The organism is Mesorhizobium sp. M4A.F.Ca.ET.050.02.1.1 (assembly GCF_003997725.1).
In the GTDB taxonomy this organism is placed as follows: domain Bacteria; phylum Pseudomonadota; class Alphaproteobacteria; order Rhizobiales; family Rhizobiaceae; genus Mesorhizobium.
The window spans coordinates 1-25,096 of the sequence record NZ_RZSG01000010.1 but is presented as its reverse complement, the minus strand read 5'-3'; the positions used below and the strand labels follow the sequence as shown (position 1 = coordinate 25,096).

General features: G+C 60.9%; 15 protein-coding genes and 4 pseudogenes. 15 read left to right on the top strand and 4 right to left on the bottom strand.

Annotated features, from left to right (window positions below):
* Positions 1–321 precede the first annotated feature (321 nt).
* Positions 322–1,308: an ATP-binding protein gene (locus EOA33_RS01920; RefSeq protein WP_126057775.1), complete on the top strand. Its 987-nt coding sequence runs from the start codon at positions 322–324 to the stop codon at positions 1,306–1,308.
* A 17-nt stretch (positions 1,309–1,325) separates the two neighbouring features.
* Positions 1,326–3,794 (top strand): annotated as a pseudogene (locus tag EOA33_RS01915) (S8 family peptidase).
* Between the two features lie 232 nt (positions 3,795–4,026).
* Here the strand turns inward: EOA33_RS01915 and EOA33_RS01910 are convergent.
* From EOA33_RS01910 to EOA33_RS01895, 4 genes are read right to left on the bottom strand one after another with little or no spacing between them, the layout of a single operon-like run.
* On the bottom strand, positions 4,027–5,556 hold the full coding sequence (locus EOA33_RS01910) for an E2 ligase fold family C protein (protein ID WP_126057776.1): 1,530 nt from the start codon (positions 5,554–5,556) through the stop codon (positions 4,027–4,029).
* A gap of 3 nt (positions 5,557–5,559) precedes the next feature.
* The gene (locus tag EOA33_RS01905) at positions 5,560–6,048 is read right to left on the bottom strand and encodes a Mov34/MPN/PAD-1 family protein (RefSeq protein ID WP_126057777.1); all 489 of its coding nucleotides are present in this window, start codon (positions 6,046–6,048) and stop codon (positions 5,560–5,562) included.
* A complete protein-coding gene (locus EOA33_RS01900) occupies positions 6,045–6,662 on the bottom strand; it encodes a putative metal-binding protein (protein ID WP_126057778.1) in 618 nt (205 codons plus the stop codon). The genes EOA33_RS01905 and EOA33_RS01900 overlap by 4 nt, the downstream gene beginning before the upstream one ends.
* Positions 6,655–6,951 carry a DUF2604 domain-containing protein gene (locus tag EOA33_RS01895; RefSeq protein ID WP_126057779.1) on the bottom strand — a complete coding sequence of 99 codons (297 nt, stop codon included), beginning with the start codon at positions 6,949–6,951 and terminating at the stop codon, positions 6,655–6,657. The genes EOA33_RS01900 and EOA33_RS01895 overlap by 8 nt, the downstream gene beginning before the upstream one ends.
* Positions 6,952–7,262: 311 nt before the next feature.
* Between EOA33_RS01895 and EOA33_RS39650 the strand changes: the two are divergent.
* The 13 genes and pseudogenes from EOA33_RS39650 to trbF all read left to right on the top strand — a co-directional run.
* Positions 7,263–7,502 (top strand): annotated as a pseudogene (locus EOA33_RS39650) (hypothetical protein); the annotation flags it as partial.
* Positions 7,491–8,414 (top strand): annotated as a pseudogene (gene fni, locus EOA33_RS01890) (type 2 isopentenyl-diphosphate Delta-isomerase); the annotation flags it as partial. The pseudogenes EOA33_RS39650 and fni, both read left to right, overlap by 12 nt.
* A gap of 515 nt (positions 8,415–8,929) precedes the next feature.
* Complete coding sequence (locus tag EOA33_RS01885; RefSeq protein WP_126080685.1) at positions 8,930–11,236, top strand: S9 family peptidase; 2,307 nt, start codon at positions 8,930–8,932, stop codon at positions 11,234–11,236.
* Positions 11,237–12,069: 833 nt separating this feature from the next.
* The gene (locus EOA33_RS01880; protein ID WP_245454737.1) at positions 12,070–15,591 is read left to right on the top strand and encodes a Ulp1 family isopeptidase; all 3,522 of its coding nucleotides are present in this window, start codon (positions 12,070–12,072) and stop codon (positions 15,589–15,591) included.
* A gap of 206 nt (positions 15,592–15,797) precedes the next feature.
* On the top strand, positions 15,798–17,822 hold the full coding sequence (locus tag EOA33_RS01875; protein ID WP_024502848.1) for a conjugal transfer protein TraG: 2,025 nt from the start codon (positions 15,798–15,800) through the stop codon (positions 17,820–17,822).
* Positions 17,823–17,938: 116 nt separating this feature from the next.
* Positions 17,939–18,352 (top strand): CopG family transcriptional regulator, encoded by a 414-nt coding sequence (locus EOA33_RS01870; protein ID WP_095488561.1) that lies wholly within the window; start codon positions 17,939–17,941, stop codon positions 18,350–18,352.
* Entirely contained in the window at positions 18,349–19,317 is a 969-nt protein-coding gene (gene trbB, locus EOA33_RS01865; protein ID WP_024502850.1) for a P-type conjugative transfer ATPase TrbB, read from the top strand. Before EOA33_RS01870 ends, trbB begins: the two co-directional genes overlap by 4 nt.
* Before the next feature lie 12 nt (positions 19,318–19,329).
* Positions 19,330–19,638, top strand: a complete 309-nt coding sequence (locus tag EOA33_RS01860) for a TrbC/VirB2 family protein (protein ID WP_126057781.1) — start codon at positions 19,330–19,332, stop codon at positions 19,636–19,638.
* The gene (locus tag EOA33_RS01855; RefSeq protein WP_024502852.1) at positions 19,638–19,910 is read left to right on the top strand and encodes a VirB3 family type IV secretion system protein; all 273 of its coding nucleotides are present in this window, start codon (positions 19,638–19,640) and stop codon (positions 19,908–19,910) included. Before EOA33_RS01860 ends, EOA33_RS01855 begins: the two co-directional genes overlap by 1 nt.
* A pseudogene (gene trbE / locus EOA33_RS01850) lies at positions 19,904–22,355 on the top strand (conjugal transfer protein TrbE). The gene EOA33_RS01855 and the pseudogene trbE overlap by 7 nt, the downstream one beginning before the upstream one ends.
* A complete protein-coding gene (trbJ, locus tag EOA33_RS01845) occupies positions 22,352–23,077 on the top strand; it encodes a P-type conjugative transfer protein TrbJ (RefSeq protein WP_024502854.1) in 726 nt (241 codons plus the stop codon). The pseudogene trbE and the gene trbJ overlap by 4 nt, the downstream one beginning before the upstream one ends.
* A gap of 33 nt (positions 23,078–23,110) precedes the next feature.
* Positions 23,111–24,433, top strand: coding sequence for a P-type conjugative transfer protein TrbL (gene trbL, locus EOA33_RS01840; protein WP_126057783.1), 1,323 nt, complete (start codon positions 23,111–23,113; stop codon positions 24,431–24,433).
* Positions 24,434–25,096: conjugal transfer protein TrbF (trbF, locus tag EOA33_RS01835; RefSeq protein WP_145989056.1), on the top strand; the 663-nt coding region annotated here is incomplete at its 3' end. It lies immediately after the preceding gene.

The window sequence follows — 25,096 nt, the reverse complement described above, 5'->3', positions numbered from 1 at the left end:
AGCCATGCGAGCCCGCGTAGACCTTATGGCCGCACGCCCGCAATCGGTCGCATGGACCTGCCAGGCGGGGCGGCTTTGGAGCGTTCGGACCCGACACGCTGCGTGAGTGGCCAGACTTCGAGCGCTCGAAGATGCGGACTGTTGTCTGCTGGCCGGCGTTATTCCGGCTGGCCTATGACCGCGGCGCAACAGTTCACCGCTGAAGTTGCCACGGGCGAACATCGACAAGAGAAAAAACACCATTGCGCGATACAAATCGCCGTTGAAAGCGTTTAGGTTGCATGCGCTTCGCCAAGTAAACGGATACCCCAGAAGAGAGCCATGACCACGGCCCGCCATATCGTGACGCTGCTTAAAAGCCACATTGCCGGCGACGAGGATCGTTTCCTCTCTATCGCGATGCAGCTTGCTGCGCATGAGGCACGTCAAGGCCATGGTAAGCTTGCTCAGGAGCTCAAGGATCTGGTCGACGCAGCCAAGAGCAGGGACGCCCGGATTGTCAAGAGCAGTCGGCCGGTTCCCCTTTTTCAGCCAAAGGGCGAGCTCGCAGGGCTCCTGCATGTGCGCTATCCGGACCTGCGACTGACCGACATGATTTTGCCGGACAGTCTGCGCTCGCGCCTGCACCGCGTGCTGGGAGAGCAGCGCCAACAAGCAAGCTTGCGCGAGCACGGGCTTGTTCCCCGTCGCAAACTGCTTCTGGTCGGCCCGCCAGGATCAGGCAAGACGATGACCGCATCGGCATTGGCCGGGGAGCTTCATCTGCCCCTTTTCACGATCGTCCTCGATGGTTTGATCACCAAGTTCATGGGAGAGACTGCCGGAAAGCTGCGGCTTGTTTTTGATGCAATGCAGGCGACGCGGGGCGTCTACTTCTTTGACGAATTCGATGCCATCGGCGCGCGTCGAGGCGAACGCCAGGATGTTGGCGAGATTCGGCGCGTGCTGAATTCGTTTCTGCAGTTTCTCGAGCAAGACGACAGCCACAGCCTGATTATTGCGGCAACAAATCATCCCGAGCTGCTCGACAGAGCTTTGTTCCGCCGTTTCGACGATGTCATCGAATACGCCGTGCCCGATCGGCCGATTATAGAGGCGCTGCTTCGGGCTCGACTCGACCGCTTCGACACCAGAGGGCTTGCCTGGAACGAGGCGATCTCTCAGGCAGAGAGACTGTCGCAGGCCGAGATCACGCGCGCGGCCGACGACGCTGCAAAAACCATCATATTGCGGGGGGGGAAGCGGATCACCTCGGAAGCGCTCATCGACGCTCTGAAGGAACGCCGGCAGGCGTCGCTGTTTGAGTAGCGACAGCACAGATCATAATGGCAGACGATTTTCCGCGCGACCGCGCCCATATCCACCTTCGCAACAACGGCATTCGGGAAGCCTATCGGCGGCCCAACCAACTTATACATGCACCGCCGCTGCCGGCGCGTGATCGGGCGTCGCATGCTGCGGCCTTGACGCAATCCATCGAACAAGCGGTCGAAAGTGCACGCCAGCAGATTGCGGCGCGTGACCCCCAGCTGTCGGTCGGCACGCCTGGCTTTTACCTCGCGATCGATCTGCCCATGTCCGGACGGGCGGCCCTCGACCAGTTGGCCGATCGTCGCCAGCACATGGAGCTGGTCGCCGTCCATGAGCCAACTCAACCCGGTGCTCCCATCACAGCGTCGGTGTTCCTGCCGCAAAGCGCGCAAGCCTATTATTTGCGGAAAGTCGAGGCGTATCGAGACGTTGATACTGACCGCGGCAGACCGCGCAACGAGCCGCTCGTCTCCCGCATGGAGACAGTCAGGCTGGCGACTGCACGATCGTTGTTTACCGACCACGACGACCTCTTCCCCCAGGCCGCTGACGAGCAGGTGTGGTGGGAAGTCTGGCTGCGCGACGGTCGCCGCGAGAACTTCGAGCACATTGCCGAAGCCCTGAACATCACTTTGCGCACGCATGCGGTTAGGTTTCCGGAGCGGGTGGTCATGCTGGCCCTCGCCAGCACGGCAATGCTCGACCGCATGATTGCGCACAGCGATGTCGTCGCCGAGCTGCGGCGCGCGAAGGATACGCCGTCCTTCTTCCTGGGCCTTGGCGGCGCGGAGCAAAGGGACTGGAGCGACGAGCTTCTCGGGCGCGTCAGACCGCCTCAATCCGATATTGCGGTCTGCATTCTCGACAGCGGCGTGCGTCGCACCCACCCGTTGATCGAACCCGCACTTGCCGTTTAAGACTGGCACACCGTCAAACCGGCATGGGGCAGCGACGACACACCTGCGTGGAGCGGCCACGGGACGCGAATGGCAGGTGTCGGCCTGTACGGTGATCTGGTCCCGCTCCTGGTCGGAGGCGATCCAGTTCCATTGCCCTTTCGGCTGGAGAGTGTTCGTATCCTTCCGCCAGAAGACGAGGCAAACGATCCAGAACTCTATGGCGCGATCACCGCGGAAGCGATCGCCCGCGCCGAGGTGCAGGCGCCGGAGCGCCGCCGCGCGATCGCAATGGCTGTGACAAGCGCCAGTCCGGCGCGTGGAAGGCCCACATCGTGGTCTGCCGCTATCGACCAACTCTGTTTCGAAGAGGAACAGCGACGCTTGATCGTTCTCTCTGCCGGCAACATCGGCGATGACCTCATGCCGGCCGAGCATTTGACGCGCAACGATCTGGAAGCAGTCGATGATCCTTCTCAGGCCTGGAATGCGCTGACGGTCGGCGCTTTCACAGAAAAGGTCGATATCATTGACACCGACTTTTCGGGCTACGCTCCGATCGCGCCGGTCGGCGAGCTCTCGCCGCGCAGTCGCACTTCGGTCGTTTGGGACAGGCAGTGGCCGGTGAAGCCCGAGGTCGTCTTCGAAGGCGGCAATCTCGCCCATGACGGTGTGTTGCCCGGCGAGCCGATCGACGATCTGCAGATATTGACCACTTTCTGTCGACCCGAACTGCGCCACTTCACCACCCTCGGAGATACGAGCGCGGCAACGGCCCATGCCGCACGGATGGCGGGACTAATTCTATCAGCGCGCCCCGAGCTGTGGCCTGAATCGGTTCGCGCCCTGATCGTCCACTCGGCCGAATGGACTCCGGCGATGCGCGCACGCATCGATGCGTGCAACGGAGCGAAGGGCGAGATCCAGGCGCTCGTGCGGCGCTATGGTTACGGCGTGCCAGATCTTGGGCGCGCGCTTCTGTCAACGGTGAACGACCTCACGCTTATCGTTGAAGATGAGCTTCAGCCTTTCCAGCGCGAGGGCGGCGCGGCTGCCAAAACGCGTGACATGAAGCTGCATCGCCTGCCTTGGCCGAAGGAGCAGCTCGCGGCGCTCGGCGCTGCCCAGGTCGAGCTCCGCGTCACGCTGTCCTATTTCATCGAACCCAACCCCGGTGAACGCGGATGGACCCGCCGGCATCGTTACGCGTCCCATGGTCTTCGGTTCAGAGTAAAGTCAGCGACCGAGACAGTCGACGAATTCCGAGCCCGCATCAATCAGGCCGCTCGGGACGAGGAGGAAGGGGCGCCTGCTGGAGGCGGAGAAGAGTGGCTGCTCGGCACCTTCCGCGATCGCGGCTCGTTGCACGCCGATTTCTGGTCGGGCAGCGCCGCCGATCTCGCCGAGCGTGACGCGATCGGCGTGTTCCCGGTCGGGGGCTGGTGGAAGGAGAAGCCTTACCTGGAACGCGTCGACGCTCTGGCTCGGTACGCCCTGATTGTGACGATTCGGGCGCCTGGGGTCGATGTTGACATCTTCACACCCGTCGAAGCAGCCCTGACTGTCGAGACGTCGGTCGAGACCTGATGCAGCACTGTCCAAACCGGCCAACAACGGAGGTTTGACCAGCCTCTGGTGCCATGGCGGCTGGTGCTGGATCATCACGTCGGCACGGGATCATGCGCGGAGGACGATAGGCCGGCAAAGGAGCGGGCCAAGCGTGTCATAATGGCGCCCATGGTCACGCCCACAAGCCGCGCCCCCTGCGTCTACGGAGAGGTGCGCGTCTGCTTAGGCGGCCGAGACATCGCTTACCTGATCAACGCGCTCCGTATTTGCGCCTGTAAGCGGCAATGAAATCGTCGTCGCTACAGATGCAGCGGCCGCTGGAGTCCTTGGCCTTCGGATCGTGCAAGTGAGAGCCAAGGGGGCGCAGAAGATTCACCCGAGTGCTCGTCGTCGGGCTCATGGGAAACCCCGCACTATGCTTGACCAAATCCGCGGCAAGCATAATCCCGGCAAGCACCGACTGAAAGGCCATCGGAACCACAGTTCGAACGCGGCGACTTCCTTCGCTAAGCTGGAACACCAGACCGCCGCAGATAGCCTGCTGATAAAAGGAGCGCAGGGGCTGGCCGACAAACGGGGCTAGCGGTTCAAACGGCACAGCCATCGCTGTAGCCACGCGAACTACAAAGTCGTTGGGAACTCCGGCATTTGTCTGCAGGAGCGTTTTCACCTGCTCGTGTGCTTCCGGTATTCCGAGTTCCTCGGCAATCAGCTGGTGCTCGTCCTTGGATTTTCCGGATGGCAGGTACATGCAACAAAGGCAAGCCTGGCCGTCATCGAAACCATGCCGGGAGATACCGAGATCGTGCTCCTGCATCCAAGCGTTTGCGATCCATCGCGGCAGTGCACCTTGGACAGCCAGACGGTCGGCGGCGGTGTCAAGCGCCACACCCACTTGGTCTAAGACCCAATTGCCCCGGCGCGCAACATATTCTGCCCACGTCAGAGGGTGCGCCTCGACCTCAAGGCCAGTCGATCTAAGGGCGGTGGCTGCAAGAACCGCCTTGGACATACCAATCTCCGCCTGGCCGGCCAATGCGTAGCGCTGCAGGTTTGAGAGTTCGATCGCTTCGTGATCGATTACATGCAGACGACCCTTGAGATCGGGTTGTCTCGCTAGCGCCCAAAGCGAGCCATGGCCTATCGCACCGAGCCCAACGAGGTGGGTTTCGCCAAGGTCGACTGGGAAGTCGATCGGGCCAGCCTCCCCGGCTTTGGTCTTGTCGTAGCTGCATAGCGAGAGGTCGATGGTTTCGTCCAACTCGGCGCCGGTCAACTGGGCGGCGAAGATAGTTCGAAAGACGTTGGCGGCGCCGAAGCAACTGGCGGCGCCAGCTCCAAAAGGCAGCAGACTTGGGCCAGAGCCCACCGGGTCCGTACGCGACAGCTTTGCCGCCCAACCGTCCGATCCCACGAAAAAGATCGGGCACCGGAGTGATGGGCGCGTTACCCCTGCAACGACGCAGACGGTGGCAGACTTGCCGGAACGCCGGATGCCGACTTTTGGATTGATCGACTTTGCCAAGCGCTCCAGCGCTTGGGCTTGAGAGCTCGCCGCGCTGTCCAGCGGGAGTATCGCCAGAACCGGGTAGAGCCTAGCGAGCAATCTCACCGCAAGATCTAGTGTCGCCTGGCCTTCGGCGCAGGAAGCGGCCTGATGGTCGAAGGCGACTGCCACGACCTGCTTTTCAAGAGCTGCTTTGAAGTCTCCCAGATGAAAATCGGCCAGGACCTGAGATGCCGCCGTGGCGGCACGATCGATGAAGTTAGCGAATGCCATTGTTCAACTCGATATCATGATCATTCGCGACAGTGCCGCGGGAGGGAGCGCATTCCATTTGGCCTTTTCGTCAAGCCGATAGGCGGCGACCCGAGCAAAATCGAAAGGCTCGCGGGCGAAATTCGGCACTACCAGCGACAGACACCCAACCGTGGTAGCAACCGCATAAGCGTCGTCCGTCGTCGAATGGTAGGCGCGGCCCGGATGGCTGTGAATCTGGGCCAAGAGTTTCAGGCCGCTTTTGTAGAGCCAGACATTGAGCCGGTGCAGTTCTTCGGCCGCAACGATCACGCAAACGCCATCGTTTGTCCGAATGTGACGCTGCGCCGGGATAACCGTCTCTGTTACGGCAAAGTGCCGGTCTTGCTGAACGCCGACCCAGAGCGCCATCCCCTCATTGCCTTCGCGACCAACTGAGCGCAGATGCCCATGCGTGGTCGAGATGCAGCCGCGCGGGAGAGTCACGATCGTTACATCTCTCAAACCAGTCATTCTTGTATCGCCTGAGGGGATACCACCATTCCTACGATTGCCGGTGGGAGTTGAATCTGCAACTGCTCTATAGGAATGATTCCGTACTTGATGATCTTGTCCAGGATGAAGGCCAAACAGCCTTCGCCAGAACCCCGATGAAGTAGCCATGGATCACCTGAATGGGCTGGATTGTCGTGGTATTCCCGGACGCCCGCCATGCACAGGAATGGTTCGTCCTCGGGACTGTTGGCCTGGATGAAGTCCGTCAGCGGCACGGCGTTCTGCTGGATGAGAGCTCCTATCATCTCCGGCGGCGTTCCGGGCAGCGGCGGACGTCTAAGCATTTTCAGGTATAGATCTTTCCGGGCAATCGGATGACGCGTAAACGGATCGACGAAGACCACGGACGGTGGTCTTAAGTCGTAGTCGGTGAAGTCGACCTCGCTCGCTGCGCTGATCACCCGTGGTTTTAACTTGAGGCTTGCGAAAATGAAGAAAGCGCGCGGAAAGGTCGCCTCGATCAAGAAGCAGCCCTGAGCCCGATAGACATCAGCATATGGCCGGAACCGGCCGATCTCCCGATCAAACTTCGCTCGGGAGACCTCCGGATCCACACTTTGGGGTTTAGGCACCTGCGACGCCCGCCTTCAGGCTGAGGAACAGGGTCACAGTATTCGGGAAACCGAAATCGCCAAGCTTCTTGTCGACGTCGAGCAAGTTGCCGGCCTCATCCTTCAATTCCCAATTCTCGGCTGGTTGGGCGACATTCTGCGTGTTCTCAAGGGCTTTGGTACGAATGACGTGAAGCGGCTGGTTGGGATTGGCTTCGACCTGCGTGGGCTGGCCGTTCACCACCATCGTGATCTCGATCTTGCCCGGCCCGCCGCCGTGATTATCGCCCTTACCCGAATCCTTCGACATTGTCCTACTCCTGTGGCTTGCCAACCGTCCCACGCCCTGGCGCCCACCTGCGAGTGAGACCGGCGGTCTTCAATCGTTCACCCGGCGCCACGGCCGCGAGTACGCGAAAGACAGGGGATAAGCTACCGAATCGGTGCTTGCCTTCTTTTATGGGTGACTTGAGCCGCAAGTAAATGGTCTCAAATTGCTCCTCACAACTATAATCGATTATAGCAATGCGAAAATATTGGCGACACGCCTATTCATCTGCTCTCTCACTCGCCTGCTCCGTGCTTGGCAAGGGGAGCTTTGACTGCGTCACGCGTCCCCCAATCCTGCAACGCATTCACCCGAGCCTGCGCGACACCAGCGCCCGCACCGGCCGTGATCCGCAGAACGAAACGCTGATCGTGGCGTTCTATCGCGAACTGGCGCTGCTGTTCTGGCTAGACGATTGCAACGACGTTGGCCTGATCGCGCCGGAGCAGCTCGCCGCCGTGGAGCAGGCGCTGGGGCACGGCGTACCGTGCGTTCTCTCCGGATTCGAGGGCTGCGCTCAGCTGCGCGCTTCGCTGGTGCTGGATCGGCGAACGGCGCCGGCCACGGTGGCCGCTGGCTGGGAGTACATCCATTTCGAACACTGCGCACTGCCCGAGTTGGACCTGACGCAGATCGACCTGCGCGCCTCGCTGCTGGGCAAGGCTATGCGCGCGCCGCTGCTGATCAGCTCTATGGCCGGCGGCATGCCACGGGCCGAGGCCATCAACCGGCATTTGAGCGAGGCAGCGCAAGCCTTGCGGATCGCCATGTGCGGTTCGCAGCGTGTGAGCCTGCAATCCCGTAACTCCCAGGGGCTAACGCGCGCGCTGCGCCGCCTGGCGCCAGACATTCCCTTGCTGGCCAATATCGGCGCCGCGCAACTGCGGGAGGCCGACGGCCTGGACCTGGCGCGTCGCGCGGTGGACGCGCTGGAGGCCGATGGGCTCATCGTCCATCTCAATCCGCTGCAGGAAGCGGTACAGCCGGGAGGGCGACCGCGACTGGCGCGGCGTCCTGGCGCTGATCGCTGGCGCCGCGCGCATCGTGGGCGTGCCGATCGTGGCCAAGGAAGTGGGGGCGGCCTGTCCGCCTCGGTGGCCTGTGCGCTCGTCGAGGCGGGCGTGGCGGTAATCGATGTCGCCGGCGCCGGCGGCACCAGTTGGGCCGCAGTGGAGGGCGAGCGCGCCCGCAATGCCGCCGACCGTGCAGTGGCGATGTCATTCGCCAATTGGGGGATTCCCACCCTGACCAGCGTGCAGGCGGTGCGTCGGGCGCTGCCAACGGTGAAGCTGATCGCGTCGGGCGGGATCCGCGATGGCGTCGACGTGGCCAAGGCCATCCGCCTGGGCGCGGACATCGCCGGGCAGGCGGCCAGCGTGCTGGGCGCGGCGACAGTGTCCACCGAGGCCGTTGTCGCGCATTTCGAGATCGTCATCCGCCAGTTGTTGGGTCACCATCAAACCAATTTGACGCCCCGGGACAATATCGTCCGGCATTGTCCGGTGTGCGACGATGTTGGGGATGCGACATAGGCGGATTGCCGTGTATTAAACCGCTTTTCCTTTGGCACGCATATTGCGCCCTATCGGTAAACCTCGTCATGGGCCGGCGGCAATCGCTCGGAGATTGTCGAAATAGCACAATCTGCCGGGGTGACATCCGGCCCGACTAGAGCAGGACCTTTCAGATGATGCAGAAAAGCAAGCGGCCATACTCGCGGGGAAATAGTCGCGTCAGGGCTGCATGGACGCTCTTTCCTGGTTGTTTCGGCGACGGACGCCAACTCTTCAATCGGCACCCGAACCAGTGCCTGGATGTCCAAGGAGCGCCCCTGTTGCGCGTGCCTGGCTGCACCCGCGTGCTGGCTCTCCTCCAAGGCGACGCTCGGCGCTGCTGCAGACCGGCGACGAGAACCCAACTTCAAAATTAGCATTCCGAAAACCGAAAGAAGTGAACAGGTATGTCCAGGATCGGCGCTTTGACGCGCGCGGCATGGCGATCGGCAACTCAGACGCTGGCCAAGGGTTCGAAAAGTTTACACCCGACGCTAGCGCCGGCCGATTTCAAGCGCGCACTTACGATCAACGATCGATATGGCGGGCTCACTGTCAATGTCCCCAAAATGCCTTTCTGGCTGACCGGGGGTGAAGCCTTCGTCTACCGCCGGACTAGCCACGGCGAGCAGCAGTTCATGCAGGTCGATGCTGCCACGGGTTTCAAGCGGCCCGCTTTCGATCAGGCGCGTCTGGCGGCAGCGCTAAACAAGGTGAGCCATGAGAGCTATCAAGCCGGCAATCTTCCGTTCGACCGTTTCGAACTGAGTGAGGATGGTCGCAGGCTCGACTTCCAGATTGAAGACACCCGGTGGAGCTGCGACCTTGCAAGCTATGACTGTACCAGCACCACATTCGATGCAAGGAAAGGGGACCGTAGGGAGCTCAGCCACCGCTACACGCCGCCAGCGGAGAACAACCCCGACAAGAGCAACGCGTCGCCCGACGGCAAATGGATCGCCTATATCAAGAACTGCAACGTTTTCCTGCGCAGCGAGGACGGATTGCAGGATGTTCCTCTGAGCCGGGACGGAGCCGAAGGCAATTGCTACGTCTTTTCGACGCTGAGCTGGTCGCCGGACTCGCGCCACCTCGCCGCTTACCTTGTTCGCCCCGGCTATAGGCGAGAGGTCCGCTACCTCAATTCATCGACGGACCAGTTGGAGCGGGAATATTCAACAATATTCTATCCCAGGCCGGGCGATGTCCTTCCGCTGCCCCAACCAGTCCTGTTCGACATTGCCGGCCGGCGCCAGATCGTGATTGACGGTGCCCTCTTCTCGAACGTCTTCGAACTTTCCCCTCTCCGGTGGTGGGCGGACAGCCGCGGCTTCACTTTCGAATATAACCAGCGCGGGCATCAGCTCTATCGCTTGGTCGAGGTAGACGCCGCCTCGGGCCGCGGGCGCTCCCTGATCGATGAGACCAGCGAGACATTCGTGGATTATTTGCCGCTGGGGCATGGCCAGGAGGATGCCGGAAAAATCTTCCGTTACGATGTCGATGACGGGAAGGAGATCATCTGGGCATCAGAGCGCGACGGGTATGAGCATTTGTATCTTTTCAACGGCCGGACAGGCGCGCTCGAAAACCAGATCACCCGAGGTGAGTGGGTCGTCCGGAGGGTCAACCATGTCGATCCGGTGAAGCGTCAGATCTGGTTCGAGGCGAGCGGGATGAACTCGCAGGAGGACCCCTATTGGGTCCATGCTTACCGCATCGGCTTTGACGGCAAGGGACTGACTGCACTGACGCCCGAACCGGCCAACCACCATATCGAGTTCTCGCCTGACAGGCGCTATTATGTCGATCTCTGGTCACGCATCGATCTGCCCCCGCGCATGGCACTCTACCGCGCCAGCGACAATGCCAAGCTCCAGCAGATCGAGACGGCCGACATTTCCGAGCTCGTCGCCGCAGGCTGGCAGCCGCCGCTCAGTTTCCATTCCAAGGGGCGCGACGGCAAAACTGACATCTGGGGTGTGCTCCACCTGCCAGCCAACTTCGACCCGACGAAGAAATACCCGGTTGTGGAGAATATCTATGCTGGACCCCACGGCTCCTTCGTCCCAAAATCCTTCTCGCGGTGGACAGAGCCGCTCACGCAGCTGGGCTTCGTCGTTGCTCAGATCGACGGCATGGGCACCAACAACCGCTCCCGCGCCTTCCATGATGTTGCTTGGAAGAATCTGAAGGACGCAGGATTTCCCGATCGCATTCTGTGGCACAAGGCGGCGGCCGCGCAATATCCATGGTACGACATATCCAACGTCGGCATTTTTGGCGCATCCGCCGGCGGCCAGAGTGCAGTCAGCGCGCTGCTCTTTCACCCCGATTTCTACAAGGTCGCCGTCGCCAAAAACGGCTGCTTCGACAACAGGATAGACAAGACCTGGTGGAATGAACTGTGGATGGGGTGGCCGGTCGGCATTGAATATTCGCAATCCTCCGCCGTTGACAATGCTCACAGGCTGCAGGGCAAGCTGATGATCGCGGTCGGCGAAATGGATGATAATGTCGATCCGTTTTGCTCGTTCCAGCTTGCCGATCGACTCATCAAGGCAGGAAAAGATTTTGACATTGTCTACGTTCCTGGTGCCAATCACCATACTCTAGGCACCTACACCGAGCGCAAACTCCTAGACTTCTTCGTTCGCAACATTCTCGGTCAGACCCCGCCCGACTGGAACAGCAAACCGATCGAGCTGGAGTAGCTTGTGGCTCTTGCAATTGTTAGCTCGCCTTATCGGCTGTAATCAGGGCGAGGCGCGAGCAAATCTGCACCGAAGGACGATCGTGGAGTCTAGGACTTGCGCTGCGTATTGAGGATAGGCTCGCCGCGACGTTGGTCTGAGCAAACTGCTTGATAGGCACGCCTGCAGACCGCGTGTGTGCGATTGCAAGATCCCCTATCAGCCTGGTGTGAAGCGTTCAGGGGAAAAGCCGCACCCAACGCCGCTTCCGCTCGCCGTAACGCTACGGCGGTGCGGCCCACCCGATCCGCTCGACGAGCATAGGAACACATAGGTCCCCGAACGGACGATTACCTTGGCAATAGAAGACCCTCGTCGGTCATCGCCGCTGTGGGTGGCAGCCCGTCGGTCTGGAGCTGCCACGATTCTCATCCTCGCGTCACATATGAGCTGAAGCTTTCCGGATCGGGTATCCAATCGGCATCCAGTTGCTCGGCGATATGGTTGAATTCTACCTCAGGACAAGAGTGAGTAGAGCAGCCCCGCTACGAAAATCCTATCCTGGTTCGTTTGACGCATCGACTATTCAGATTGATTGGCGTGATACCCGGCGCGGCCGCAACACGCTAGGCCGTCAACCGCTGAGCAGAAAACCAGCCTTCGCCTTCCGCGGCGGCGGACCTCGTCAGCCTTTCGAAAGCTTGCCTGAGTAGGTTGCTCATGTGATCTGTGGAAGTGAGGCTAGCGTGCACCCGTACAAACTGGACATTCATCGTAGCAGCTTGGCTGCAGGTGCAGCACGCCGTACCGCACGAGCAAGCGGACAAGCCGGCCAAGCCGGTTTTGAGCAGCACTTGGGCGAATTGCAGGCGGCGGATGAGTTGATGAGTGCACCAGGCGAGGATGTCCTCGTCAATGGCTCGCATGGCAAAGGTGAGTTGAGACCAACGAAGAGGCAGAGGATCCAAAGCAATCTGCAGCATGCTGTCACTGAGCGGCAACCAGGTCAGGTTGGTGACTCAGGCGCTCGCGCGATGATGCAACTCCCTGCCCATCAGGTGGGTACATCGGAACGGGAGGCGCAGCTCGCGATGCAGGGGGATGAGCACGAATACACCCCAGCGCCGCATCTCGATGGGTCGATGCCCTCGACAGTGCAGCCGGATCGTCCAATTGTGGCCCCCGACGGTGCCGACAAGCGTCCTGTTTATTCCAACGATGCCACCGCCATCGAAGGGCTGAAGTCTGCACTCCTTGCGGGTAAAGCCAGGCCGGACACGGTCACTCGCAGCGCAAATTCTCTTTTCGGCTTTAGTCGTTGGCTCTTTCAAAACAAAAAGCCAGGGTTTGCTGCTCGGCTTTACCATCCGTCGCTGAGCCAGGATCTCGAGGAGTACGAGAGTAGGGGTGGTTCCTCCACAGTGGCTGGCGCACTGCGTCAACTGATGAAGCCGATAGGCGGAGCCGCCCCGATTGTGGGTCGCGCTGTCCTGAACCCCCATCCTGACGACGCCGCGCTCACTAGACATTTCAGATCCGCGAGCGGCTACGCAACTGCTCTTAACCATTTCAGTCATTACCTACGTCAAAATGACAAGCTCGGGATTGCGGGCCGGATTTACGATGAATCGCTGGATAAAGATGTTGAGAGCTACAAGGCCGCCTCCTCTACTCGTGGAGCTCCGATCGAATCTGCACTGGTTTATATCCGCAAGCACCCGCCGCGCGTTATACTCGGGAGTCATCTGGAAAACGCGGTCAGCATGGAGGCTCGTCCCCGTGGCGACGCTGCTCAGCATACCGCACCACAGCAGGGATTCGATTGGCCAGAGGAGCTCCTGCCGGTAGGTTATAAGGAGGGCACCGATCTACCATTGTCTCTCGCCCCAACCGCGCACCAACACCAAGCACCCGACTTTGGAGAGGCCGTCCCTCACTTGAACTGGCGCCACGGCGACCAGGGCGCCCCGGAGGGGCTGGTAGCTGCACGGGACAGGAGCAGCCCGCTGCCAAGCGAGGCGGTGCCACATAAATCTGGACGGGGACTCGCTACGCAGCCCAGATTGTGGGCGGAGAAATCCGCCTCGCCAGAGCTCTTTCGACGGCGGGCGGAGCAGGCTCTGCCGGCGTCCGCCAGAGGTGTGGAGACATCCTCCGCGGTTGATGAAGCCGCCGCTCGCCAAGCTTTGGCTTGGTTGCAGCAGGAGATGGAGGGGATCGAACCGATGCAGGATCCTCATAAGGTGGCTACACCGGAATCTGAGGCGCAGCTCGTCAGGCAGAGGGATGAACACGAATCCACCCCAGCACCGCATCCCGGAGGTGGTGGTTCGATGTCCTCGACAGTGCAGCCGGATCGTCCAATTGTAGTCCCCAACGGTTCCGACAAGCGTCCTGTCTATTCCAACGATGCGACCGCTATCGAAGGGCTGAGGGCAGCATTCCACGCGGGTAAGGCCAGCGCGAACACGGTCACTTTCAATGTAAATTCTCTTTTCGGCTTTAGTCGGTGGCTCCTTCAAAACAACAAGCCAGGGTTTGCTGCTCGGCTTTACCATTCGTCGCTGGATCAGGATCTCAAGGAGTACGAGAGTACGGGTGGTTCCTCCACCGTGGCTGGCGCACTGCGTTACCTCAAGAAGTCGACAAGCGGAGCCCCGATTATGGGTCGCCCTCTCGTGATCCCCTATCCTGACGATGCCGAGCTCATTAGAGATTACAGAGCCGCTTCGACCAAGGAGTACCTGGCAGCGCCTGCGACCGGACGGAATCCAGATACCGTGGGCGGCTATACAAATTTTCTTAGACATTTTAGCCAGTATCTGCGTCAAAATAACAAGCCTGGGATTGCCGCTCGGATTCACGACAAATCGCTGGATAAAGATGTTGAGAGCTTCAAGGCTGTCTCCTATGGTAATAGACTAAGTATCGGTTCTGCATTGGCTCACCTCCGGGATATCCTGCCGCGCATTGTGCTCGGGCGCGAAACTGTCCTTGCTGCTCATCCGGCAGACGCAGTCACCAGGCGCGTTGGGGCCGCTGCTGAAGCTGGGCCAGCGGCACCGGCAAGAGCTCCCCAACCCGCCTCGCCAGCAACCGCTAAGCTGCCAGGCACCTACCGCGGCCTTCCACTGGTTGATGTGACCACACTGACGACCAGTTCCTCTGGGGCTCAGATCGGGGCGCTCGATCCGACAGCCCCGTCCAACGTTGCAACGGGGCGGGTGCTCGGCGCCGCCGAATGGCTGAGCGACGCCCATGTCCAGAGAGATTACAATTTGCTGGAGCGGCAACTGCAGGGGATCAATCCGGCGCTCGCTGCCCGGACTCGGCTGGTGGATCCTTCCGTATCCCATCTACTGCGACACACGTCGCCGCAAGACGCTCGAGGCATATTGCAGTCCATCTATAATCAAAACAACGCCACAGCCGACTTCCTGTTCTTGCCAGTGAATAATGGCACGGCTACTAGCCCCGGCACCCATTGGTCGCTGCTGCTCGTTGATCGCCGCGACCCCGAAAGGCGGTTCGCCTATCACTACGACTCCCTCCAGCGAGAGGGATATAACGACGTGCCTGCAAAACAGCTCGCAGGACTGCTGAATGCTACCTTGGCGCCAGCCCCCATGGCCAGACAGACGAACCATTATGATTGCGGCGTATTTGTCCTGGAGGGCACGTGGGCGCTGGTTGAACGATTGGTGAAAGGGCAGCGGCCAGACCACGAGCCGCTGCCCCTCGACAACCTCGTTGCCGATCGGCAGGCGCTGCAAGACCGGCTAAGGAGGCGCTTGCCGCACGAGGAAGAGCCGCGGCAGCTGCTGGAGGATGAACCCGCCTCCCCACCGATGATGGCATTCGAGCCAGGGGAACTGCGGCAACTGTTGGAAGACGAGCCTGACTCCCCACCAATGATGGCGTTCGAGTCAGGGGAACTGCGGCAACTGTTGGAAGACGAGCCTGCCTCCCCACCAATGATGGCGTTCGAGTCAGGGGAACTGCGGCAACTGTTGGAGGACGAGCCTGCCTCCCCACCAATGATGGCGTTCGAGCCAGGGGAACTGCGGCAGCTGTTGGAGGATGAACCCGCTTCCCCACCGATGATGGCGTTCGAGCCAGGGGAACTGCGGCAGCTGTTGGAGGATGAACCCGCTTCCCCACCGATGATGGCGTTCGAGCCAGGGGAACTGCGGCAACTGTTGGAAGACGAGCCTGCCTCCCCACCAATGATGGCGTTCGAGCCAGGGGAACTGCGGCAACTGTTGAATGATGAGCCTGCCTCCACTTGGGCACAAATCAATTCGACCCCACATGCGCGAGCGGACGGTGTTCATCAGCCAGCCCAGGCGCCCTGGCTCCCTGAACGCAGAAGATAACTTTGCGGAGGAGCGGTCACGCAACTGTCGGCGGCGCCGGGCCTCAGGGTGAATGGAGAGGATGGTGTCGCGTGAAGGCGCAACACGCGTGCTGACCGACCTGCATAGTAGGAAGTCGTTCATTGCTCCCAAATCGTATGTGAGGAACATTCCTGTCCCGGCTGCACCGCGCGATGCTAGGTCGCGTTGTTCAGCGGGCCAAGCCGATGACACCTACGAAGCTACTGATCGGGCAGATCGCCGTTGTGTGCGCAATTGTCATTATCGGCGTATGGACGGCAACCCAATGGTGCGCTCAAATGCTGACCTACCAGACGCCTCTCGGCGCACCATGGTTTCTCTTCGCCGGCTGGCCAATCTACAAGCCGTGGAAGCTGTTTGAATGGTGGTTCCACTTCGATGCTTATGCGCCGGAGGTCTTCGACAAAGCCGGTACGCTTGCAGGCGCCAGCGGATTCCTGGGCTGTGCCGCCGCAATCGCAGGCTCGCTTTTGCGCGCGCGACAGCGCGGGTCGGTTACGACCTATGGGTCTTCACGGTGGGCCACGACTCATGAGGTCGAGACGGCAGGGTTGTTACGGCCGGCGGGCGTTTTCCTCGGTAGGCTGAACGATCGCTATCTGCGCCATGACGGCCCGGAGCACGTCATGGCATTTGCGCCGACGCGTTCGGGCAAGGGCGTGGGGCTGGTTGTTCCAACGCTACTTTCCTGGACCGGGTCTGCCATCATTCATGATATAAAAGGCGAAAATTGGCAGTTGACCTCCGGCTGGCGGTCGAAATTCTCGTACTGCCTTCTGTTCAATCCGACCGACCCGAGATCGGCACGCTACAACCCGCTGCTGGAGGTGCGCAAAGGCCCAGATGAGATCCGGGACGTTCAAAACATCGCCGACATCCTCGTCGATCCCGAGGGCGCGCTGGAGCGACGGAATCACTGGGAGAAGACCAGCCATTCACTCCTAGTTGGCGCCATTTTGCACGTGCTCTACGCTGAAGAGGACAAGACGCTAGCCCGCGTCGCCACCTTCCTGTCGGACCCGCAACGCTCGTTTGCCGCAACGCTACGGCGGATGATGACGACAAACCATCTCGGGACGGGGCATAACCCTCAGGTCCATCCCGTAGTGGCCTCGGCGGCTCGCGAACTCCTGAACAAGTCGGAAAACGAGCGCTCAGGCGTCCTCTCGACCGCCATGTCCTTTCTTGGGCTTTATCGTGATCCAACGGTCGCGGCGGCCACTTCGTCCTGCGACTGGCGCATCGCTGACCTAGTGGATGGAGAGCGACCGCTGTCGCTCTATCTGGTCGTGCCGCCTTCGGATATCTCGCGCACCAAGCCTTTGGTGCGACTGATCTTGAACCAGATCGGCAGGCGGTTGACGGAGCGTCTGGAGGGGGACCCGAAGAAGAGCCGTAAGCATCAGCTGCTCATGATGCTGGACGAGTTTCCGGCGCTCGGTCGCCTCGACTTCTTCGAAACGGCGCTCGCCTTCATGGCAGGTTATGGCATTCGCTCCTATCTGATCGCACAATCTTTGAACCAGGTTTCAAAGGCCTATGGCGAGAACAATGCTATTCTCGACAATTGCCACGTGCGAATTGCCTTTTCCTCCAATGACGAACGCACGGCCAAGCGCATCTCGGATGCCCTCGGCACCGCAACCGAACTTAGGTCGATGCGCAACTATGCGGGCCATCGGCTTGCGCCCTGGCTTTCACATGTCATGGTGAGCCGCCAGGAAACCGCGCGCCCGCTCCTGACGCCAGGCGAGGTGATGCAATTGCCGCCGTCAGACGAATTGGTCCTGGTTTCTGGGTTGCCGCCGATCCGCGCCAAGAAGCTGCGCTATTATCAGGATCAGAATTTCACAGATCGGGTGCTGCCTGCGCCGGTGCTGCACGACGGACCCTATGCGGACTGCCCTGCATCACGCCCGGACGGCTGGACTGGACAAGTGTGCAGCGTCGATAGCCGACTTGCTGCGGACGAGGAAAGCGCCGACGCGCCAGTTGAAGACGAGGGAGGCGTTCAGCAGCAACGCCATCCAAGCCTGCCCGAAGAAGACGTTGTTGTCTCTCAAGAGCCCGATCAGGCCGATCTGTACAAGCCCGCAGACGATGACAGCGAAGCGCTCGCGGACAAGCGTGTCATGGATCGGATTTCCACTGCGGCCCGCGCCTACGGTATCAACGAGGGCAGGGGCGACGATGTCATTCCCGGCTTCTGAAGTCCGCTGAGTTGCAGAGCGCACCTCAGCGTAGATAACGGCCATAAGCAATTTTGAGCGTCTGGCCGATGCTTCTCCCGTCGCCGGCGCAACGCCGGGCCGTCGGAACGAGCCGCATGAAGCCGCACCGCATTCGCCATCAGTTTCTGCTTGAGCCGGAGCTCAGCGAGAAACTGGACAACCTCAGTCGCGATCCGTCAACGACCAAATCAGCGATCGTGGCGAAGGCGATCGAGGCGTTCATCGAGCGGCGTGGCGAGAGCGAGTTCGATCGGCGCTACGGCGTAAGGCTTGACCGGCTCTCCCGCGATCTTGCCCACGTCAGGCGCGATTCCGAGGTGATCCTGGAGAGCCTGGCGCTCTTCATCCGCTTTTCGATCACCCTTCACGCCCACACGCCGGTCCCGGATCGGGCAACGCAGGCTATTGCCCAAGAGCGTTTCGAGAAATTCGTTGAGAAGGTCGGCCGCCAGATCGCTTCCGGCAAAAAGTCGCTTAGCAAAGACAATGGTGGGGGAGGGGAAGGATGAGCTCTCATCCCGAGGCCGACCACCGGCGGCGTGTCATGCTGCGCACCGCCATGGGTCCGGCAATCACCGAAGCCCTGGCCGATCCGTCCGTCATCGAGGTGATGGTCAATCCCGACGGCGCGCTGCGACTCGACCGGTTAGGCGAAGGTCGGGTCGATACCGACGTTCACATGCACCCGTCCGAGGCAGAACGTATCATCCGCCTGGTTGCTTCGCACGTGCGCGCCGAGGCGCACGCCGACAACCCGATCGTCAGTGCCGAATTGCCGTCTGGCGAACGCTTCGAAGGCCTGCTGCCACCTGTGGTGTTGGCGCCATGTTTTGCCATCCGCAAGCCCGCCGCGAAAGTCTACACCCTGGCCGACTATGTTGCCGAACGCATCATGCTGCCGCTGCAGGCCGATGCGCTGAAAAAGGCCGTCCGCGAGCGGCGCAACATGCTGATCGCCGGCGGCACTTCCTCGGGGAAGACAACACTCGCCAACGCTCTGCTGGCTGAAGTCGCCGAATGCGACGATCGGGTGATCCTGATCGAGGACACACGCGAACTGCAGTGCGCGGCCAGGGACTGCGTTGCCCTGAGAACAAGGCGGGGCTCGGTCACCCTTGCCGATCTCGTGCGCTCGACGCTGAGGCTCAGGCCGGACCGCATCATCGTGGGCGAGGTGAGGGGCGCGGAAGCGCTCGACATGCTGAAGGCATGGAACACCGGGCACCCAGGCGGCATCGCTACCGTACACGCCAATTCCGCGCGCTCGGCTCTCTATCGCATTGAGCAACTCGCCCAGGAAGCGGTGGTCACCGTTCCCCGCCGGCTCATCGCTGAGGCGATAGATCTGATCGTCTTCATAGCGGGACGCGGCTCGTCGCGCCACATCGACGCAATCGCCGAGGTCACCGGTCTCGACGGCAGCGGCGATTACGCCGTTGCCCCGCTCACGCTTTCGCAACTCCAGCAGCTTTGAAAGGCCTTCCTCATGCGCAAGAAGCTTCGCTTTCTTTCGTCCACAGCGCTCGCGTTTCTTAACACGGCCCCGGTTTATGCCGCCGGCTCCGGCATGCCGTGGGAGCAGCCGCTGCAGCAGATCCTGGAGTCCGTGCAGGGACCGGTCGCCAAGATCGTTGCGGTGATCATCATTATCACCACCGGCCTGACGCTTGCCTTCGGCGACACCGCCGGTGGTTTTCGGCGCCTGATTCAGATCGTCTTCGGTCTGTCAATCGCCTTCGCGGCATCGAGCTTCTTCCTCTCCTTCTTCTCCTTCGGTGGTGGGGCGCTCGTCTGATGGCCGCCGGGGAGCAGCATATCGAGGGCTTCGCAGTACCGGTCCACCGGGCGCTGACCGAGCCGATCCTGCTCGGCGGGGCTCCGCGCGCGGTGGCGATCCTCAACGGTACAGTGGCCGCGGCCATTGGCTTCGGCTTGCAGCAATGGATTGCTGGTCTGGTGCTTTGGATCGCAGGCCACTCGTTAGCGGTGTTTGCCGCAAGACGCGATCCGGACTTCGCCAGCGTGCTTGTGCGCCACCTACGTCTGAAGGGGTGGCTTGCATGCTGAACCTTTCGGAATATCGAAGCAAAGCCGACCGGCTTGCCGACCATCTACCCTGGGCTGCCTTGGTGGCGCCCGGCATCGTGCTCAACAAGGACGGCAGCTTTCAGCGGACGTTGCGGTTCCGCGGCCCGGATCTCGAAAGTGCGACGGAGGCTGAACTCGTCGGCATTTGCGCCCGGGCGAACAATGCTCTCAGACGCCTTGGCTCTGGCTGGGCATTGTTCTTTGAGGCCGAGCGCACAGAAGCGCTGGGCTATCCGAACTCGCATTTTTCCTGACGCCGCGTCGTGGCTGGTCGACGAAGAACGCCGCGCTGCTTTCGAGGGGAAGGTAGCGCACTACGAGAGCCGCTATCATCTGACCTTGGTGTTTATGCCACCGCCGGACGCCCAGGCGCGCGCAGAAAGCGCGCTCGTCGACTCTCATTATTCCCGAGGAGAAAGAGACTGGCGCCAGGATCTGGCGAGGTTCCGTGACGAGACCAACCGCGTGCTCGATCTCTTCTCGGGTTTCATGTCCGAAGTACGCGTCCTCGATGATGCTCAGACGTTGACCTACCTCCACGGCACGATTTCGCCTCGTCGCCATCCTATCATGGCCCCGGAAACGCCGATATATCTGGATGCAATCCTGGTCGATGCGCCGCTTACCGGTGGCCTGGAGCCGATGCTGGGTGAGCAGCATCTTCGCACACTGACCATCCTCGGCTTTCCGAACCTCACCCGGCCCGGAATCCTCGATACCCTCAATCATCAGGATTTCGCCTATCGCTGGATGACGCGCTTCATTCCGCTCGAGAAAACGGAAGCCACGAAGACGCTGACGCGATTGCGCCGGCAGTGGTTTGCCAAGCGCAAATCGATCGTGGCAATCCTACGCGAGGTCATTACCAACGAGCCGGTCCCGCTTGTCGATAACGATGCCGACAACAAGGCGCTCGATGCCGACGAAGCCCTTCAGGCATTGGGCGGTGATCATGTGAGTTTCGGCTATCTCACCACCACCGTGACGGTGTGGGGCGAGGATCGCCAAGCCGCTGCAGAGAAGCTTCGCGCGGTCGAGCGCATCATCAATGGGCTCGGCTTCACCACGATCCGAGAAGGCGTCAATGCGGTCGAGGCTTGGCTCGGCTCATTGCCTGGCCATGTCTACGCTAACGTTCGCCAACCGCTCGTTCATACATTGAACCTTGCCCATCTCATGCCGCTGTCGTCGGTTTGGGCCGGTCCTGCGACAAACGAGCATCTCGCGAAAGTCACCCAAACCGAAGCGCCACCGCTTTTCGTTGCCGAGACCAGTGGGTCGACACCGTTTCGGCTTTCCACCCACGTCGAAGATGTCGGCCACATGCTGGTTGTTGGTCCGACCGGCGCCGGCAAGTCGGTTCTGCTTGCTCTGATTGCTCTGCAGTTCAGGCGCTATGCCGGCGCCCAGGTTTATGTCTTCGACAAAGGCAATTCGGCCCGTGCTGCAACACTTGCCATGGGTGGAGAACACCACGCGCTAGGAGCGGACGGTTCCCTTGCCTTTCAGCCACTGCGCAGCATCAACGACCAGGCTAGCCGAAGCTGGGCGGCCGAATGGATCGCCAGCCTTGTTGCCCACGAGAACGTCACCGTCACGCCGGAGGTGAAGGAGGCTATTTGGTCAGCGCTGGCCAGCCTTGCCACCGCGCCGGCGCAGGAACGCACACTGACCGGTCTTTCGGTCCTGCTTCAATCCAATGCGCTGAAGACCGCATTGATGCCCTACACGCTCGACGGTCCCTTCGGCCGCCTGCTCGATGCCGATCATGATGGGCTGGCCTTGTCGGATGTGCAGTGTTTCGAGACCGAGGAGTTAATGCACAGCCAAGGCGCTTTGCTGCCGGTGCTTACCTATCTGTTCCAGCGACTTGAGGAACGGTTCGACGGACGGCCCACGCTGATCATGCTCGACGAGGCGTGGGTCTATCTCGACAATCCGCTGTTCGCCGCCCGCATCCGCGAATGGCTGAAGGTGCTGCGAAAGAAGAACGTGTCGGTTGTCTTCGCTACGCAGTCGCTGGCTGATATCGCGGGCTCTGGCATAGCGCCGGCAATCATCGAAAGCTGCCCGCAGCGCATTTTCCTTCCCAATGATCGTGCCGTGGAACCCCAGGCGCGCACAGCCTACGAGCGCTTCGGTTTAAGCGAGCGGCAGATCGAATTGATCGCCCGCGCCACGCCGAAGCGTCAGTATTATCTGCAATCGCGCCGCGGCAACCGTCTGTTCGAGCTCGAGCTTGGCCCCATCGCTCTTGCGCTTTGCGGTGCTTCCGATCCGGCCACGCAGACTCTGATCGACAGGATCATGTCCGAAGACGGGCAAGGCAGCTTTGCCTCGCAGTTCCTGATCGCGCGCGGCCTCGATTGGGCCGGCGAACTTCTCAAGCAATTCCCTCAACCAGACAAGGAGCAATTCTCATGATGCGGCGACGCCTTCTCTCCGGCCTGATCACCGTTTCCCTGATCGCCAAGCCTATGGCCGACTATGTGCAGCCCGCGTACGCCCTTATCGTGTTCGATCCGTCCAATTATGCGCAGAACGTGCTGACGGCCGCGCGCGCATTGGAGCAGATCAACAACCAAATCCAGTCGCTGCAGAATCAGGCGACCATGCTGCAGAACATGGCGCGCAATCTTCAGCGTCTGGATTTCTCTTCCGTTGGCCAACTCACCGGTTCGCTCCATCGCATCGACGGCTTGATGGACCAGGCGAGTGGCCTCAGCTTTGATCTGGGCAAGCTTCAAGACCAGTGGCGCAGCCAATATCCGGAAAGCTACGACGCCACGATCAAAGTCAGCGATGTGGCGAGTGCTGCGCGGGAGCGTTGGCAAACCGCCATGCAGGCGTTCCGCCAGACCATGGGTGTCCAGTCGCAAATCGTCGAGAACGTCCGCGCCGACGGCGATCTGCTCGCCGATCTCGTCAACCGCAGCCAAGGGGCGGCCGGTGCGCTTCAGGCAAGCCAGGCCACCAACCAGCTGATGGCGCTTTCGACAAAACAGCAGATGCAGATCCAGACGCTGCTCGCAACGCAGTTTCGAGCTGAGGCCGAGGATGCCGCCCGCAAGGCCCAGTCAGACGAAGCCGCCCGCGAGATGACGAAGCGGTTCTTGGGTACCGGCTCGGCTTATCCCGGCAATTAATCACGAGTTCATCACGACGAGAAAGGCAGCGGCATGAACGACCTTGGCGTCATCGATCGCTTCATGGAGACCTTCATCCGCTACATCGACAGCGGGTTCGGTCTGCTATCGGGCGACCTCGCCTTCCTCACTACCATTCTGATCGGCATTGACATCACACTTGCCGGCCTGGCGTGGGCGCTCGGCGACGAAACCAGCGTTCTCGGCCGGCTTGTCCGCAAGGTGCTCTATGTTGGCGTCTTCGCCTTCATTCTGAACAATTTCAAGAACCTCGCCGATATCGTTTATCGTTCTTTTGCCGGTCTCGGGATTAAGGCGTCGGCCGGCAATCTGTCGGCAGACAATCTCTTGCGCCCGGGCCGCATTGCCGCGACCGGTTTCGAAGGTGCTTGGCCAATGCTTGACCAAGCCAGTCAGCTCCTGGGCTTCCCGGAAATCTTCGGCAACGCACTGACCATCTTCGTGCTGCTGATGGCCTGGTTCCTGGTTATCATCGCCTTCTTCATCCTTTCCATCCAGCTTTTCATCACCATCCTAGAGTTCAAGCTCACCACGCTGGCAGGTTTTGTTTTGGTTCCATTCGCACTTTGGAACCGTTCAGCGTTCCTGGCCGAACGCGTGCTCGGCCATGTTATCTCGTCAGGCATCAAGGTGATGGTGCTCGCCGTCATTGTCGGTATCGGCTCCACGCTCTTCGGGGAGTTCGCTTCCGCATTGCAAGGCAAGGAGCCGGATCTTGCCGGTGCCATGTCCCAGGTACTGGGCGCACTGGCACTGCTTGGCCTTGGCATTTTTGGGCCGGGGATCGCGTCGGGTCTTGTCTCAGGCGCACCGCAGCTTGGGGCGGGCGCCGCCCTCGGCACGACCGCGGCGGCAGCGGGTGTATCACTCGTTGCTGGAGGCACAGCATTTGCTGGCGCGCGTATGGCAACCAGCGGCGGTCTCGCCGCCATCCGAGCCGGCACAACAATGGGATCGGCTGCTTCCACGTCATGGCAGATCGGGCGCGCAACCTCGCCCGACGCTGGCCTCTCCGGTGTGGCTGCTGGAATGCATGGTGTAACCAGTGCAGCTGGCGGCGCCGCTATACGCATAGCGCGATCCGCCACTGCAAGTGTTGGGCGCAACGCCGATGCCGGGCGCGATGCCGCGTGGACCGCGACCGGCGGCGCGCCGACAGCGTCAATGACCGAACGCTCTGCCGGTTCGGCCACTGTTTCGGCGCCGACGTGGGCAAGGCGCCTACGTTCTGAACAGACCGCCCGGGCAAATCGCCACGCTGCCATGCAAGCTGTCCGAGACGGAGACCGGCCGGGAGGCAGCGCCAACCCCTCTCTCAACGACAAGGATGACTAGATGCTCTTCAAGCGACCCGTGCACCGTTACGGCAAAACACCCGAACCGGTCACGCCGTATCAAAAAGCCGCCCAACTGTGGGACGAGCGCATCGGCTCATCTCGACTGCAGGCCAGGAACTGGCGGATCATGGCCCTTGGCTGCCTGGCCTTGGCGACCGGGCTTTCCGGCGGACTCGTATGGCAGTCGATGCAAAGCCGTGTCGTGCCTTATGTCGTCGAGGTCGATGGCTTCGGCGAGACGCGCGCCGTCGCGCCGGCGGTCCGGAATTATGAGCCCTCGGATGCTCAGATCGCCTGGCATCTCGGCCGCTTCATCCAGAATGTCCGTTCCGTTTCCACCGATCCGGTTTTGGTTCGGCAGAACTGGTTGGCAGCGTACGACTTTGCTAGCGATCGCGCAGCGCTCTTCCTCAACGAATACGCCAAGGCGAACGACCCCTTCGGTCAGATCGGAACGCGCAGTGTTTCGGTACAGGTCACCAGCGTGGTCAGAGCCTCCGAAAGTTCATTCCAGGTCAAATGGACCGAGCAGGTGTTTGAGCGCGGAAGCCTTGCCAGCACGATGCGCTGGACTGCGATCCTCACGATCGTGATCCGCTCGCCAAGCAATACGGATCAGCTGCGCAAGAATCCGCTCGGCGTCTTCATCAATGCCATTGAC